The 13,048-nt window shown below is 60.4% G+C and carries 11 protein-coding genes and 1 pseudogene; 6 read left to right on the forward strand and 6 right to left on the reverse strand.

Annotated features, from left to right (window positions below; translation table 11 throughout):
* Window positions 1-101: 101 nt before the first annotated feature.
* Entirely contained in the window at window positions 102-1,079 is a 978-nt protein-coding gene (gene mdh, locus GLL_RS13140) for a malate dehydrogenase (protein ID WP_011142537.1), read from the reverse strand.
* Window positions 1,080-1,273: 194 nt separating this feature from the next.
* On the opposite strand from mdh, the gene GLL_RS13145 reads away from it, so the two are divergent.
* On the forward strand, window positions 1,274-2,440 hold the full coding sequence (locus GLL_RS13145) for a Coenzyme F420 hydrogenase/dehydrogenase, beta subunit C-terminal domain (RefSeq protein WP_011142538.1): 1,167 nt from the start codon (window positions 1,274-1,276) through the stop codon (window positions 2,438-2,440).
* A gap of 51 nt (window positions 2,441-2,491) precedes the next feature.
* On the opposite strand, the gene GLL_RS13150 is transcribed toward GLL_RS13145, so the two are convergent.
* On the reverse strand, window positions 2,492-2,914 hold the full coding sequence (locus GLL_RS13150) for a hypothetical protein (RefSeq protein WP_164929045.1): 423 nt from the start codon (window positions 2,912-2,914) through the stop codon (window positions 2,492-2,494).
* A 104-nt stretch (window positions 2,915-3,018) separates the two neighbouring features.
* On the reverse strand, window positions 3,019-4,785 hold the full coding sequence (gene cobJ, locus GLL_RS13155) for a precorrin-3B C(17)-methyltransferase (protein ID WP_011142541.1): 1,767 nt from the start codon (window positions 4,783-4,785) through the stop codon (window positions 3,019-3,021).
* Between the two features lie 223 nt (window positions 4,786-5,008).
* On the opposite strand from cobJ, the gene GLL_RS13160 reads away from it, so the two are divergent.
* A complete protein-coding gene (locus GLL_RS13160; protein WP_011142542.1) occupies window positions 5,009-6,139 on the forward strand; it encodes a S41 family peptidase in 1,131 nt (376 codons plus the stop codon).
* 105 nt (window positions 6,140-6,244) lie between these two features.
* Window positions 6,245-8,026: an AIPR family protein gene (locus GLL_RS13165; RefSeq protein ID WP_164929046.1), complete on the forward strand. Its 1,782-nt coding sequence runs from the start codon at window positions 6,245-6,247 to the stop codon at window positions 8,024-8,026.
* A gap of 439 nt (window positions 8,027-8,465) precedes the next feature.
* Here the strand turns inward: GLL_RS13165 and GLL_RS13170 are convergent, their stop codons facing one another.
* Window positions 8,466-9,230 (reverse strand): enoyl-CoA hydratase/isomerase family protein, encoded by a 765-nt coding sequence (locus tag GLL_RS13170; RefSeq protein WP_011142544.1) that lies wholly within the window; start codon window positions 9,228-9,230, stop codon window positions 8,466-8,468.
* Between the two features lie 36 nt (window positions 9,231-9,266).
* Window positions 9,267-10,001 (reverse strand): annotated as a pseudogene (locus GLL_RS13175) (SDR family oxidoreductase).
* Between the two features lie 133 nt (window positions 10,002-10,134).
* Here GLL_RS13175 and GLL_RS13180 point away from each other — a divergent pair.
* Complete coding sequence (locus GLL_RS13180) at window positions 10,135-11,085, forward strand: LysR family transcriptional regulator (protein WP_011142546.1); 951 nt, start codon at window positions 10,135-10,137, stop codon at window positions 11,083-11,085.
* Here GLL_RS13180 and GLL_RS13185 read toward each other — a convergent pair.
* On the reverse strand, window positions 11,082-11,681 hold the full coding sequence (locus tag GLL_RS13185; RefSeq protein WP_011142547.1) for a fibrillin-like protein: 600 nt from the start codon (window positions 11,679-11,681) through the stop codon (window positions 11,082-11,084). The genes GLL_RS13180 and GLL_RS13185 overlap by 4 nt on opposite strands.
* A 314-nt stretch (window positions 11,682-11,995) precedes the next feature.
* Here GLL_RS13185 and GLL_RS13190 point away from each other — a divergent pair, with 314 nt between their 5' ends.
* Window positions 11,996-12,415: a HEAT repeat domain-containing protein gene (locus GLL_RS13190; protein ID WP_011142548.1), complete on the forward strand. Its 420-nt coding sequence runs from the start codon at window positions 11,996-11,998 to the stop codon at window positions 12,413-12,415.
* A gap of 44 nt (window positions 12,416-12,459) precedes the next feature.
* Window positions 12,460-13,047 carry a hypothetical protein gene (locus GLL_RS13195; protein ID WP_164929047.1) on the forward strand — a complete coding sequence of 196 codons (588 nt, stop codon included), beginning with the start codon at window positions 12,460-12,462 and terminating at the stop codon, window positions 13,045-13,047.
* Window position 13,048 lies beyond the last annotated feature (1 nt).

Raw genomic sequence — 13,048 nt, forward strand, 5'->3', positions numbered from 1 at the left:
TTTTTCATTCTTGAGGAGCCTTGTATCCAAAAATGTTACTCCTGTACTGGCGAATTGGAAATAAAAAAAACTCCGCATTTTGACACCCGCGCCAGCCGATCTTACACCGCCGATGGCGGCTGGTTTGCAGGCATCAGGTGAGCAATCTGATCGAGGCTGGCGCGGATCGTATGGGCGGAGCGGTACAGTGCAGCTTTTTCCTCCGTCTCCAGAGTCAGTTCGACCACCCGCTCGACACCGTGGCGGCTGAGGATGACCGGCACACCCATGTGGATGTTCCTCAAACCGTACTCGCCGCTCAGGTAGGCGGCGACCGGCAGCAGACGCCGTTCGTCGCCCAACAAAGTCTCGATCATCCGGGCGGCGGCGGCGGCCGGGGCATAGTAAGCGCCGCCGCGCTTGAGCAGATGAACAATCTCAGCTCCGCCGGTGCGGGTGCGCTCGATCAGTGCGTCGATCCGGGCGGAACTCAACAGTTGTGTCAGAGGAACGCCCGAGATGGTGGTGTAACGAGGCAGCGGCACCATCAGATCTCCATGTCCGCCCAACACCATCGCCCGGATATCGCGCACCGAAAATCCCAGTTCCCAGGCAATAAATGTTTCGAAGCGGGCGGCATCGAGCACCCCCGCCATGCCCATTACCCGTTCAGGGACAAGACCACTCGCCCGCCAGGCGACATGGCTCATCGCGTCGAGGGGATTGGTAACCACCACCACGGTTGCCTCCGGGGAGTGGGCAACCGCCTTTTGCGTCACCTCAAAAACGATGCGGGTGTTGGTCAGCAGCAGGTCGTCGCGGCTCATGCCGGGCTGGCGGGCAAATCCGGCCGCCACCACCAGCACATCCGACCCGGCGGTCTGGGCGTAGTCGTTGGTGCCGGTGATCCGACAAGTGTGTCCCTCGACGCCGCAGGCTTCAAGCAGGTCGAGGGTGATCCCCTGGGGACGGCCTTCGACGATATCAAGCAACACTACATCGGCAACGTTGCCCTGGATGAGCCTTTGGGCAAGGGCGCTTCCGACATTGCCCGCACCCAGGATCGACACTTTGCTTTCCCGGCAGGAACGAGCGGCCATAGAATCCCCTCCTGGAGCCTATTTTACTCCTTTGCCGGCACACTTGCCCGGGTCGGCGCTGCTGCCGAACTGCCGATGCACCCGGGGTAGATCTACACCACGCCGGACACCCTCCCTCTGGCCCGTGCCGCCGACACGGCCTACCATGTAAGCTACCGATTTTTTGAATCCACCGCCCCGGGGGCTGTTTAGCAATGACTCAAGCGCCGATTGGTCCTGCCTACCCGCTGCTGCAGAACCGCACCTGCAGCAATTGTGGTCTGTGCTTTCATGCCCAGTTCGAAGCGCACGTCGAGGAAATCTGCCCATTCGAGGACGATCGGGTGAGTGAGCGCGAAGTGCAGTTGCACGGCCGTAGCCGCCGGTTGTCGGGCGACGAGCTGTACTTTGGGGTGTTCCGCTCGATGCACGCTGCCCGATTAAGCACGCCCCGCCCCGATAGCCAGACCGGTGGTGCCGTGAGCACCCTCCTGGAGCGGTTGCTGGATAGCGGCAAAGTCGAGGCGGTACTCACCACCCGCCGCAACCCCGACAACACCGGCACGCCGGTATTGGTGCGCCACGCGGCGGAACTGGCGCACACCGGCGGCTCGCGCTGGGATCTAGCTCCGATTCTGGATCTGGTGCCTGAGGTCAAAAGACAGGGTATCCGTCGGCTGGCGGTGGTCGGCGTCGGTTGCCAGGTGAGTGCTTTGCGGGCCATCGAAGCACAACTGGGCCTCGAAAAGCTTTATGTCGTCGGTCTGGTGTGCACCGACAACATGACCTTCGCCAACTGGCAGCGCCTGATTAAAACCACCAGCCGCTCGCCGCGTACGGTCAAAAAGCTCGAATTTATGGCCGATTTTCGCATCTGGTTCTGGCACGAGAACGGTGCGATCGAGAAGGTGAGCTACTTCGAGATGCCCATGGACAAGCTTCGGGGTTGTTTTCCCCAGGCGTGCCTGTCCTGTTTCGATCAGACCAATGGCCTTGCGGATTTGAGCGTCGGGTATATGGCCGCCGATATCGGCTGGCAGTGGTTTCTTGTGCGTAATGAGCAGGGAGAAGCGCTTTTCAACCTGCTGCGAGACGACCTCGAAATGGGTCGGTTCACCGACCGCGGCAACCGCAGCGAGGCGATGAAACAGATTCTGCGCTACCTGGGCAAACCGGCCATCACGCTGCCGAGTTTGCTGGCGCAGCTATTCACCTGGCAAGTCGAGCACTTCGGGCCGCGCGGCCTCGAATTTGCCCGCCTCGCCGTCGAAAACAAGCAGACGCGCAACTGGTACTACCTGAAGACGCACCGCCCGGACAAGCTCAAAAAACTGATCCCCCGCCACGTCCAGGCGATTCTTGATCAGTACAGGCTCAAGTGAGCTTTAGGACGGCGCCGCAATCGCAGTGTAATCGGGCGGAGGGAATCTCAATCACTGCTTTTGCAGAAGCTGAAGAATCTGCTGGTTTTCGCTTTGCAGCTGGCGGGTATCCTCGCGGATGGCGCGAATCTCGCCGTGCAGTGCGTCGTGGCGGCGGGCGGTGACCGCGTGCAGCGTCTCGGTGCGCCGCTCGACTCCGGACTGGAGCGAGAGGGCCTGCTGGATGTAGGAATCCACCAGATTCTCGACATTGCAGGCGATCGCCTGCAAGTCACGCGACTGGGTGGCGATCATCTCCGAGAGAGTCTGCACACTGCGGTTGGTATCGGCAATCTGACCGCACAGGGCATCGAGCGAGCGGAAGTGGACTGCGGCGAGGGTATGCAATTCGGTCAGCGCTTGCACGTTTGCTTCGGCCAGGCAGGTCAGGCGGTCGAGACGGGCATCGAAATTGTCGGCTCCTTGTGCACTCATGAAGGGGATTTTTCCTTTGTCCGAGTTTGTGCAATTTTTATCATGTTCTGCACGATAAACAAAAGCAATAGCAATTCTCGTCTACTGAGCGGCGGGGAGCGCCGCTAGGGGTGCGGGTAGCCCCGGGGGGTGATCAGCCGGTCGCCCCGGCGGAAGGTGGCGCGGTTGCCGATGAGGACCGTGGTAAGCATGTCGACGGATTCCAAAGGGAGATCAGCCAGGGTGTGCAGGCTGACCTGCTCGTCGGGGCGGTAGGCGCAGCGCACCAGAGCGACGGGGGTAGCCGGATCGCGGTGGGCGAGCAGGATTTCGCGCGCCTGGGCAATTTGTTGGGTGCGCGAAGCGGAGCGGGGGTTGTAGAGGGCGACGACAAAATCGGCCCGGGCGGCGGCTTCAAGCCGGGTGCAGATCGTCTGCCAGGGCGTGAGCAAGTCCGAGAGGCTGATGGCGCAAAAGTCGTGCATCAGCGGGGCGCCGACGCGGGCGGCGGCGGCTTGCAGGGCGGTAATTCCGGGCAGGACATCCACGGCGGGAGCTTGGCCGTTCCAACCGCCCCGGGCCAGCCGCTCAAACACCAGCCCGGCCATGCCGTAGATACCCGCATCGCCGCTGGAGATGACCGCCACCGCCAGACCTCGCCTCGCCAGGGCGATAGCCCGCTCGGCGCGCGCCACCTCCTGGGTAATTGGGCTGGTCTCGACGATCTGGGTGGGTGCAAGCAGCGGCCGAATCAGATCGATATAGAGTTGATAGCCAATCACCACCTGGGCCGCTCCCAGGGCGGCGCGGGCAGCGGGAGTAATCTGATCGAGCGCTCCTGGGCCGCTGCCAATCAGCAGCAGTCTGCCCGGCGCCGGGTTGAATTCCTGAATGGCAACGGCGGCGGCTACCGTGCAGGCGCCCGCTCCGGCCGCCTTAAATACGCGCTTGGGGGCCGCCAGTTGCAAAGCCTCGCCCGCCAACAGGGCCGCAGCCTCGGCCACCGAGGGAGTCCCCACACAGTCCGCCACGGCCTGCGAAGGGTTGGGTACCGGGCAGCGGGCCAGCGTGGCGGCGTCGAAAAAGCGCACGGGCCAGCCGTGGCGCTCGGCCACCGCCAGCAGTCCCGCTTCGTCGGCTTTGATATCCAGACTGGCAATCCCCGCCACCGCCTCGAAGGCCAGCCCCGCCCCGGCCAGCGCCTGCCGGATCGATTGCTCGAGAAAGTCGGCGGCGATCCCCCGCTCGCAGCCGACCCCCAGCCAGATCACCCGCGGATGCCAGCACACCGTGGGCAGGGTGCCGGCGGTTGGCAGCCGGTGGCTGATCCACAGCCTGCCTGCCGCCGCCGCGGTATCCACAAACGGGTGGCTCTCGGGCAGGGCGGCGCGCCAGAGGTCGAGGCCGCACTCCTGCACCACCTGCACCGGCTCCCCCGCTGCCACCAGGGCCGCTACGCGGTTCCAGTCGGAAGCTTCCCCGGCTTGCCAGCCATAAGCTTTGCCCAACAAGTCGACCGGCGGCAGGCCGTGGCGGCCGCCGGCGCCGGTGAGCACGGCCGTGGCGCTCAGCAGTGCGGCGATTCGCTCGGCCAGGGCGTCCGCGCCCCCGATGTGGCCCGCGCTCACGCTCACAGCAAAGCGTCCCGCCTCGTCAATAACCACCACGCCCGGATCGGTGCGCTTGTCGGCGAGCAGGGGCGCAATCAGCCGCACCACTGCCCCGACCGCCAGCACAAAGACCAGTTGCCCCGCCTCGCGCCAGGCGCTTTCCAGTTCGCCGAGCGGTCGCTTCCAGAGCATTGCTTCGGGCAACAGCGCCTGCAGGGCCTGGGCCAGTTTCCGCCCCGCCGTCGTGGGAGCAATCAGATACACAGGTTTGGGCTGAGTCACAGGCGCCTTGTTTCTCGGCGGTGCATTCTAGCACGCAGCCGCTGCGGGGCACCTTTCGGCCAGGCTGCCTGTCTCGGGGCTTGACGGGCATTGCGTCTACTAATAAATTAATATCAGCGAAATGCCTGTCTTGTTGCTGCGTTCTGGATTTCCACGGGTGGTAAGGCTCGCCGAGGCGACTGATCGGCGAAGCCGTGCGATCGATTAGCCAAGGAAATTCGCCATGCAAAAGTTTGTTGCTGCTTTGTTTGCGCTTGTACTTGCCCTTGGTGCTGTTCGGCCTGTGACGGCCTACCCGCCGATTGCTCGCGATCAGCCGGACCTGGCCATTGATGGGACGACCCGCGCAACGGTGATTGAGAAAATGCTGGCTGCGCTGGAGCGCGGCTACGTTTTTCCGGAGGTGGCAACGCGGCTGGTGGCCGATATCCGGCGGCGTGTGCACAAGCAAGAGTACGAAAACATTGCAAGTGCCCGCATTCTGGCGGCGGTGCTCACCGACAATCTGCAGCAACTCAGCCGCGATCGGCACCTGCGGGTCGTCTACAGTCACAAACCCCTCTCGACTTTGCAACAGCCGGCGCAGGCCGAGCGGTTCAACAGTTGGCGCAACCATGGCTTTCAAAAAGTCGAGCGCCTGGCGGGCAACATCGGCTATCTCGAACTGCACGGCTTTGTCACCCCGGCTCAGGCGGCTGAGACGGCAGCGGCGGCGATGCGCTTTGTGGCCTACACCGACGCGCTCATTATCGATCTGCGCGCCAACGGCGGCGGCAGTCCCCGGATGGTGGCGCTGCTGAGCTCCTACTTGCTCGAGGGCAAACCTGTTCACCTCAACACGATCTACGCGCGCCCCAACGACAGCAAAAGCGAGACCTGGACGAGCGCGGATCTGCCCTCACCACGCTTTTTAGACAAGGAGGTGTATCTGCTTACCAGCCGCAAGACCTTCTCGGCCGCCGAAGAATTTGCCTACAACCTCAAAGCCCTGGGCCGGGTCACCATTGTTGGCGAGACCACCGCCGGGGGCGCCCACCCGGGCAGCTTGGAGCGTTTGGACGAACACTTTGGCGTCTTCATCCCCTACGCCCGTTCGGTGAACCCGATCACCGGCACCAACTGGGAAGGCACCGGGGTGGCTCCGGACATCGCCGTCCCGGCCGAACTGGCCCTCAAGACCGCCCACATCGCCGCGATGGAGAAAGTGCTCGCCCGCAGCAGCGACGAATTTGCCAGCGACGATCTGCGCAAATCAATCGCCGCTGCCCAAGTAGAACTCGACGAACTCAAGAAGAAGCTCGCTTCGGTGCCAAGCGGTAGAATGCAGCACTCAGCCCGCATAGATGCAGGCTAAAACTCCAATTCGCATAGCCAGGAGGTATGGCTCTTGTCTCAATAGAGGGCAATAGTATATTTGATTCAGTGAATGAGGGGTGTCATCATAAGAAAGGGGTTCTCAGTGATTCCCGAGGTCGCGGTGGCGCAACTTTATATTATTGGGGGTCGTACCATCATGGACAGAATTTCTGAATCGTTGCTAAACGAGTTTTCTGCTGTGCACGGAATTACGCTTTTGCCAGAGGAAAAGCGCTTTGAGCACTTCGCTTCCTACGTTACTGTCAAGCGCCATCACAGCGAAACTTTTGACACTGAGGACCTAGTTATGGGTGCTGGTGGAGACACGGGGATCGACGGCATCGCAATTATCGTGAACGGCTCTCTGATTACCGATGTGGAGAGCTTTGAGCAACTGGCAGAAAAAGCGGGCAATCTAGATGTATTGTTTGTCTTTGTTCAGGCAGAGCGAAGCGCAAGCTTTGAAGCTGCAAAAATTGGAACTTTCGGCTTTGGGGTAATTGACTTCTTTAAGGAGTCAGGCCACAGTATGATTCGAAGTGAGCGTATCTCAGCCTCTGCCGAAATCATGACAGCTATATACAAGCGTAGCAGCAAGTTCAACCGAAGCAATCCAGCCTGTTGGCTTAATTATGTTACCACCGGAAAGTGGGTTGGCGATACCGTCTTGGAAGCACGCCGATCTGCAGTTGTCAGCGACCTAAAGGGAACAGGACTCTTTAGCAAGGTAGAGTTTGTTCCAGTAGACGCAGAGGAACTCCAAAGACTTTACCGGCAGACCAAGAACGCAGTCTCTAGGGAATTCTTGTTCACGAATCGTACCGTAGTTCCAGAGGTGCCAGGAGTTAGTGAGGCATACCTTGGCTTCTTGCCGGTCTCTGAATTCATCAAGCTTCTTCAGGATGACAATGGAGAAATCATAGGTGGCCTGTTCTACGACAACGTAAGGGACTGGCAGGATTATAACCAGGTCAATTCCGAAATCAAGGCGACCCTTGAATCTGAAGCGAGCGACCGCTTCGTCCTGATGAATAATGGGGTCACGATCATCGCGAACAAAGTTCAGCCAACAGGGAACAAGTTCTACATAGAGGATTACCAGATCGTTAACGGATGCCAGACTAGCCATGTTCTATTCAACAACCGGGACAAACTTAATGACCGCGTGATGGTTCCCGTTCGGTTGATCGGTACACAAGACGAAGGCATTACAAACGCAATCATACGGGCAACGAATCGGCAGACCGAGGTCAAGGAGGAGCAGTTTTTTGCTCTGCAGGAGTTCCCGAAAGAACTAGAGTTGTACTTTCAGTCGTTCCCTGATTCGCACAAACTTTACTACGAGCGTCGATCTCGGCAGTATGATCGGCTTAGCATAGAGAAGACGCGCATTGTTGTCCCTTCCAATCTCGTAAAAGCGGTCGCTGCAATGTTTCTTGGCGAGCCGCACAGAACGACGCGAAACTACGGTGCAATATCGAGCAAGGTTAGCAAGGACATCTTCGTGAAGGGGCATAAGATGGAACCGTATTATACGGCCGCCCTGTGCCTCTACAAGCTGGAGTATGTGTTTCGGAACCGGCGCTTAGAGCCAAAGTACAAGCCGGCCCGTTTCCATATCCTGCTCGCAGCAAGGATGCTTGTCAACTCTGATCCATTGCCTCAATGGAACTCACGAGAGATGGAGAGATACTGCAATCCAATCATGGAGATTCTTTGGGACGGTGTAAAGGCAGATGAATTGATGACACGAGCCGCCGCGATTATTGATGAAGTTGCGGCCGACAACTTTCATCGGGACAACATCAGAACTGAGCCGTTCACTCGAAAGGTTGTCGAGCGCTGTACGGATGCAAACAAAGTGGTAAGGTCTGGGGGACAGTGAGAAATTGCGAACGAGCACTCCACTGGACAGGAAGCGTTTGCGAACTTAATGGACCAATTGTTATCTGTGCCGCATTCAAAGATTCAGCAGTGTGTCTAAGAACAACAGAAGCAAGCCGAACATAACTGCGTATGCACTGGCCGAAGCGAAAGCCGCCTACTTCTTCCGCCGTTTTCTCCGGCTCTGCCGAACCGTCTTAGTCGTCATAGCGTAGAGGGAAGAAGTTGGGGCTTGCCGAGAGGTTTGTTGTTTTCGATGTACTTGCCCCCAATCTGTCCCTCCACTTCACTAAAGCGATCTTCGTCATTCATCCCCTTGCGATTATTAAACCCAAACGCTTGTTCGTCGATGTAATGGAATAGGTGGAACGGTTTGATGCTGATGCACGTGCCGTGCAGTTCATACTTGAAGAGAAACCAGGAATCTCTTCGCGACAACTTTACGAGGCGTTGCGCAGGTCGGTGGCGGTGATTCCCTCCAGGACAAGGCCGTAGCCGAGTCCCTCGCTCACCAGACGCTTGAGGCGTTGGGTGAGGGCGACGCGGGTGTAGCGCAGCGTCAGGGTGGGCTGGTGGGCCAGTTGCTCGGCCAACTGTTGGGCGCGCTCCATCAGCTTTTCGTCTGGCAGCATTTCGTTGACCACCCCTAGGTCTAAAGCCTCCTGGGCGGTGAGTTTTTGCTGGGTGAGCAGGAAGTAGCGCCCCCGCGAAGGGCCGAGCACCAGCGGCCACAGTACATGTACGCCGTCGCCCGGCACGATCCCGGCGTTGAGGTGGGGCATGTCCTGGAAGACGGCGCTCTGGGCGGCAAGCACGATGTCGCTGGTCAGAATGTATTCGGTGTGCAGCAAAGCCGGGCCGTTGACGGCGGTGATCACCGGCACCTCGATGTCGAGCAGGTTCTGCAGGACTTTTTTGCCCTCCCAGTAAGTCTTGTCCCACTCGCGCGGGTTGGTGACATCTCCGAGGCTGGCAAAGTCGATCTGGTCCATCCAGGCGTTGCCGGTGCCCGTCAGGATCACCACCCGGTTGTCGCGGTCGCGGCTGATATCGTAAAAAGCATCGACAAACTCGCGGTGGGTCTTGCCGGTGAAGACCAATGGCCCGCCCTGAGTGTGCATCCTGACGGTGAGGATGCCCTGTTCGTCGCGGGTGAAGATTAAGTTTTCGTATTTGCTGAAGTATTCCGGTTGCACAGTAGCCATGGTCCGATCCTCCTGAATGGGTGCGGTGGAAACGATTTACATCAGGGCGCGGCCAACGCTCGCGCCGCCGTCGACAAAGAGCGTCTGGCCGGTGATAAAAGCGGCGTCCTCGCTGAGCAAAAAGGCGACCGCCGCGGCGATCTCCGACGGGTGGCCGAAGCGGCCTACAGGAACTTGCGCGAGCAAGCGCGCCTCCGAGGCGCTCCCAGGCGGATGGTTCTTGCGAAACAGCTCCGTCTCGGTGGGGCCGGGGGCGACGGCGTTGACGGTGATGCCCGTCTTCGCCAGTTCAAGCGCCCAGGTGCGGGTCATGGCGATCAGGCCCGCCTTGGCGGCGGCATAGCCGGTGCGCTCGGTCCAGCCGAGGGCGACCAGGCTCGCGATGTTGACAATCCGCCCCCAACCGGCGGCGCGCATCGCAGGCAATGCCGCCTGGGTCATCTGCACCGCCGGGAGCAAGTTGAAATCGAGAACTTCGAGCATTTCGCCCGGATCGATATCTCCCAGCGCCCGCAGCTGAACCAAACCGGCGTTGTTCACAACACCGTCGAGGACGAACCGGCCGGTCACTTCCTGCAGCACAGCCTTGGTCGCTTCGCGATTTGCTAGATCGGCCGGGAAGAATATTCCCGGAAAACCGTCTGGAGGTGCGTTTCTAGCCAGACCGACGACCCGATGCCCGGCTCAGGTCAGCCGCTCGGCGATGGCCAGACCGATGCCCCTGGTCGCACCGCTCACTAAAACCGTCCGTGATCTGGAATTGGCATTCATGTCTGGCTGTCCGTCGGAGTCTGGGGTTTGGAAGCAAAATCCTCGCCTGACAAAACTCTAAATTCATTCATATAGCTTTGAGAAGATGGAAAAAAGCCATAACATATATTCCAAGTAAGTATGAATTCAGGTCATGGATCGCATCGCCTGCATGCGCAGTTTCGTCCGCGCCGTCGAGACCGGCAGCTTCTCGGCGGTGGCGCGGGAAATGGCTACCACCCAGCCGACCGTCAGCAAGCAAATCGCGGCATTGGAGGAGCACCTGGGTGCGCGGCTATTGGTGCGCTCGACCCGCAGGCTCGGCCCCACCGAGGAGGGTGAGCGCTACTACCGCCAGTGCAGACGGGTGCTGGAGGCTATCGAGGAAGCGGAAGCGAGCGTCCGCAGCGCCGAGCGACCGTTCGGGCGCCTGCGGGTGAGTTGCCCGGTCGCTTTTGGCCAATACCGGATCGTGCCCAGGGTGAAAGAGTTTCTCGATCGCTACCCAGATATTGAACTGGATCTGACGATGACCGACGGGTTCGTCGATTTGATCGAAGCAGGGGCGGAGTTGGCCATCCGCATTGGGCTACTCGAAGACAGCTCCCTGGTGGCCCACCGCATCGGCACGACGCGCCGGGTCACCGTCGGATCGGCGGCCTATTTTGCCGGGGCCGGGGAACCTCGCACCCTCGAGGATCTGACCCGGCACAACTGCCTGGTTTACACACACCTGGCGACGGGCAACACCTGGTCATTTGAGAGCCAGAGCGGACCGGTGCAGGTGAAAGTGCGCGGCAATTTTCAATGCAACAATTCCGCAGCGATCCGCGAGGCGGTGCTGGCGGGTCTCGGTGTCGCCGTTTCGCCTGTCTGGCTGTTTGGGGAGGATCTGGACCGGGGGGTACTCCAGGTCGTGTTGCACGATTTTCAACCGCCGCCGCTGCCCATCCACGCGGTCTATCTCAAAGACCGCTACCAACCGGCCCGGGTCCGCTGTTTCGTCGATTTTCTGGCGGCTGCTTTTAGAGGCGATCCCTGGGTCTGCAGCCAGGGGCCGTGGCCGGAAAAATCGCCGGCTTTTGTAAGAGAGCTGGTGGGCTAGGGGCGGGTCAGAATAAAAATCGTGCCGCGATTGCCGAGGGCGATGCGCAAGTCGGTGTCGATGTAGAGCGTATCGACGCTTCCTTCGCTGCGAACATCGAAGCGCACCCCCACACCTTCACCCGCATCCAGGCGCCGGATAGCCCCCTCGGCGGTGCCAAATTCGTCGATGCCGCCCCAGATCAGTGCAGAGCGCTCGAAATGCACGTGCACCCGGGGCACTTCGCCCAGGCGCAAAGCGGCACGCACCAGGATCGTGCCCCGCGCGAGCCCCCCGGCCAGTTCCACCTCCGCCAGGTTGAACAGGCGGCTATTGGCAGCATCGACAAACTGATAGGTGCGGCGGCGCTCCACCCCCGGCAGATCGTCCAGACCGAGCCTGGAAAGGGCATTGGCGGTGGTGTAGCGCAGCTGCCAGAGGCCGTCGAGAATGACGGCCAAAGCTTCGCCCGTGGAGGGCGGCTGCCAGCTTTGCTGCAATCCGGCGATCAACGGCTGCAGATCGAGCAGGCTCGGTTGCGGCCTGACGACCTGCCTGAGCAATGTCGCTTTGAGCGCGTCGCTGCCGGACGGCTGCTTGCTTGGTGCATGTTCCACAGGTTCGGCCCTCCACCGGTGCCGCTCCTTACCCTACCATCCCCCCGGCGGGCGGTGGCTTGTGCCAAACAAATAAGCTTTTTCGTGAAATCGATTAAATATTGTTTCAAAAAATGGGCCAATGCCAGCGATCCCCGCCTCTTTATTTCGAGAACTTTACCAATATGGGGCACCGGCGGCCGTTTTCCAAAGTTTGTTGAACTTTGATGAAAGCACTTACTCATAGAGATATCTTGAGGGGTCACGATTGGATCTAGATTGAAATCAAGCAACGCCAACCGTTACTGTTTGGTAGCCACAGGAGGAATGATGACATGGCAGACGTAAAACGGATTGAAGCCCTGGCTTCGCTACTGGCCAACAGTGGCCGCGTCGGTCAGGTCCGCGCCGCTCTCGAACTGGTCGACGTCGGGGGTCCGCAGGCCGAACAAGCCCTACTGTCCGCCCTCAGCAACGGCGACGAGCATTCCCGGGCAACCACGGTGATGGCACTGGCCAAGCTCAAGTCCCAGGCCGCGGTGGGGCGTCTTGAGCAGATGCTCAAGGGCAACGCCTTCGGCTTCGGCAAAGATTCATCCGCCGAGGTCCGCCAGTCCTGCGCCTTTGCTTTGGGTGAACTGGCCAACCGCAAGTCCGTCAAAGCGCTCGAAATCGCCGCCGGCCGCGACGAAGACACCATGGTGCGCGCCGAGTGCGAATCGACCCTGGAGCGCCTCGGGGCCCCTGTCCGCTAGGTGCCGATGGTGTTCGTGCAGCCGGTGGAGTGTGGAGAGAGCCATTGAAAGCCGGGCGGCTGTTCGGCGGGGGGTGCTTCCTGCTATGGCTGGCTGCATTGCCCGCGCTGGGTCTGCCCATTAAAAACGGTCGGCTTCCCCAGGAAATTTTGCCCCAGACGCCCGCCCGCCCGGCCCTGGAAGCCGATCGGTTGTACCTGGGGATGCGCGAGGCCGATTTTGCCGCCTACACCCGCGTTCATGGCTGGTCGGCCCTCGAGCAAAGCGCCCGCCTCCAGCGCAAGGCGGCGATGGCGATGTTGTACCTGCCGGGTGGGGAAGCGCTCCATCTGCCCGGCGGACCTGCCGTCGCCGCCCAGGGCACCTTTGTGCGCGCCTTTTTCGAGCGGGGTCGGCTGAGCGGTCTGCAACTGTTTCCCAACTTCGGCGAAGGGGGGCTGACGCTCAAGGATCTGCAACGCCTGAGCCGCGCCTGGTTTCCGGACGAGCGGCTGCAGCTGCGCTACCAGATGCTTCCTGAGGACGCTACCCAGCAGGTGGTCGAAGCCATTTTGGGCCGCATTCCAACGGTGTTCACAGATCTTACCGGTCGTACGTCATTGCCTTTTCAGTCGCTGGTGCTCGGACCGTAGC

It is taken from the genome of Gloeobacter violaceus PCC 7421, from assembly GCF_000011385.1.
In the GTDB taxonomy this organism is placed as follows: domain Bacteria; phylum Cyanobacteriota; class Cyanobacteriia; order Gloeobacterales; family Gloeobacteraceae; genus Gloeobacter; species Gloeobacter violaceus.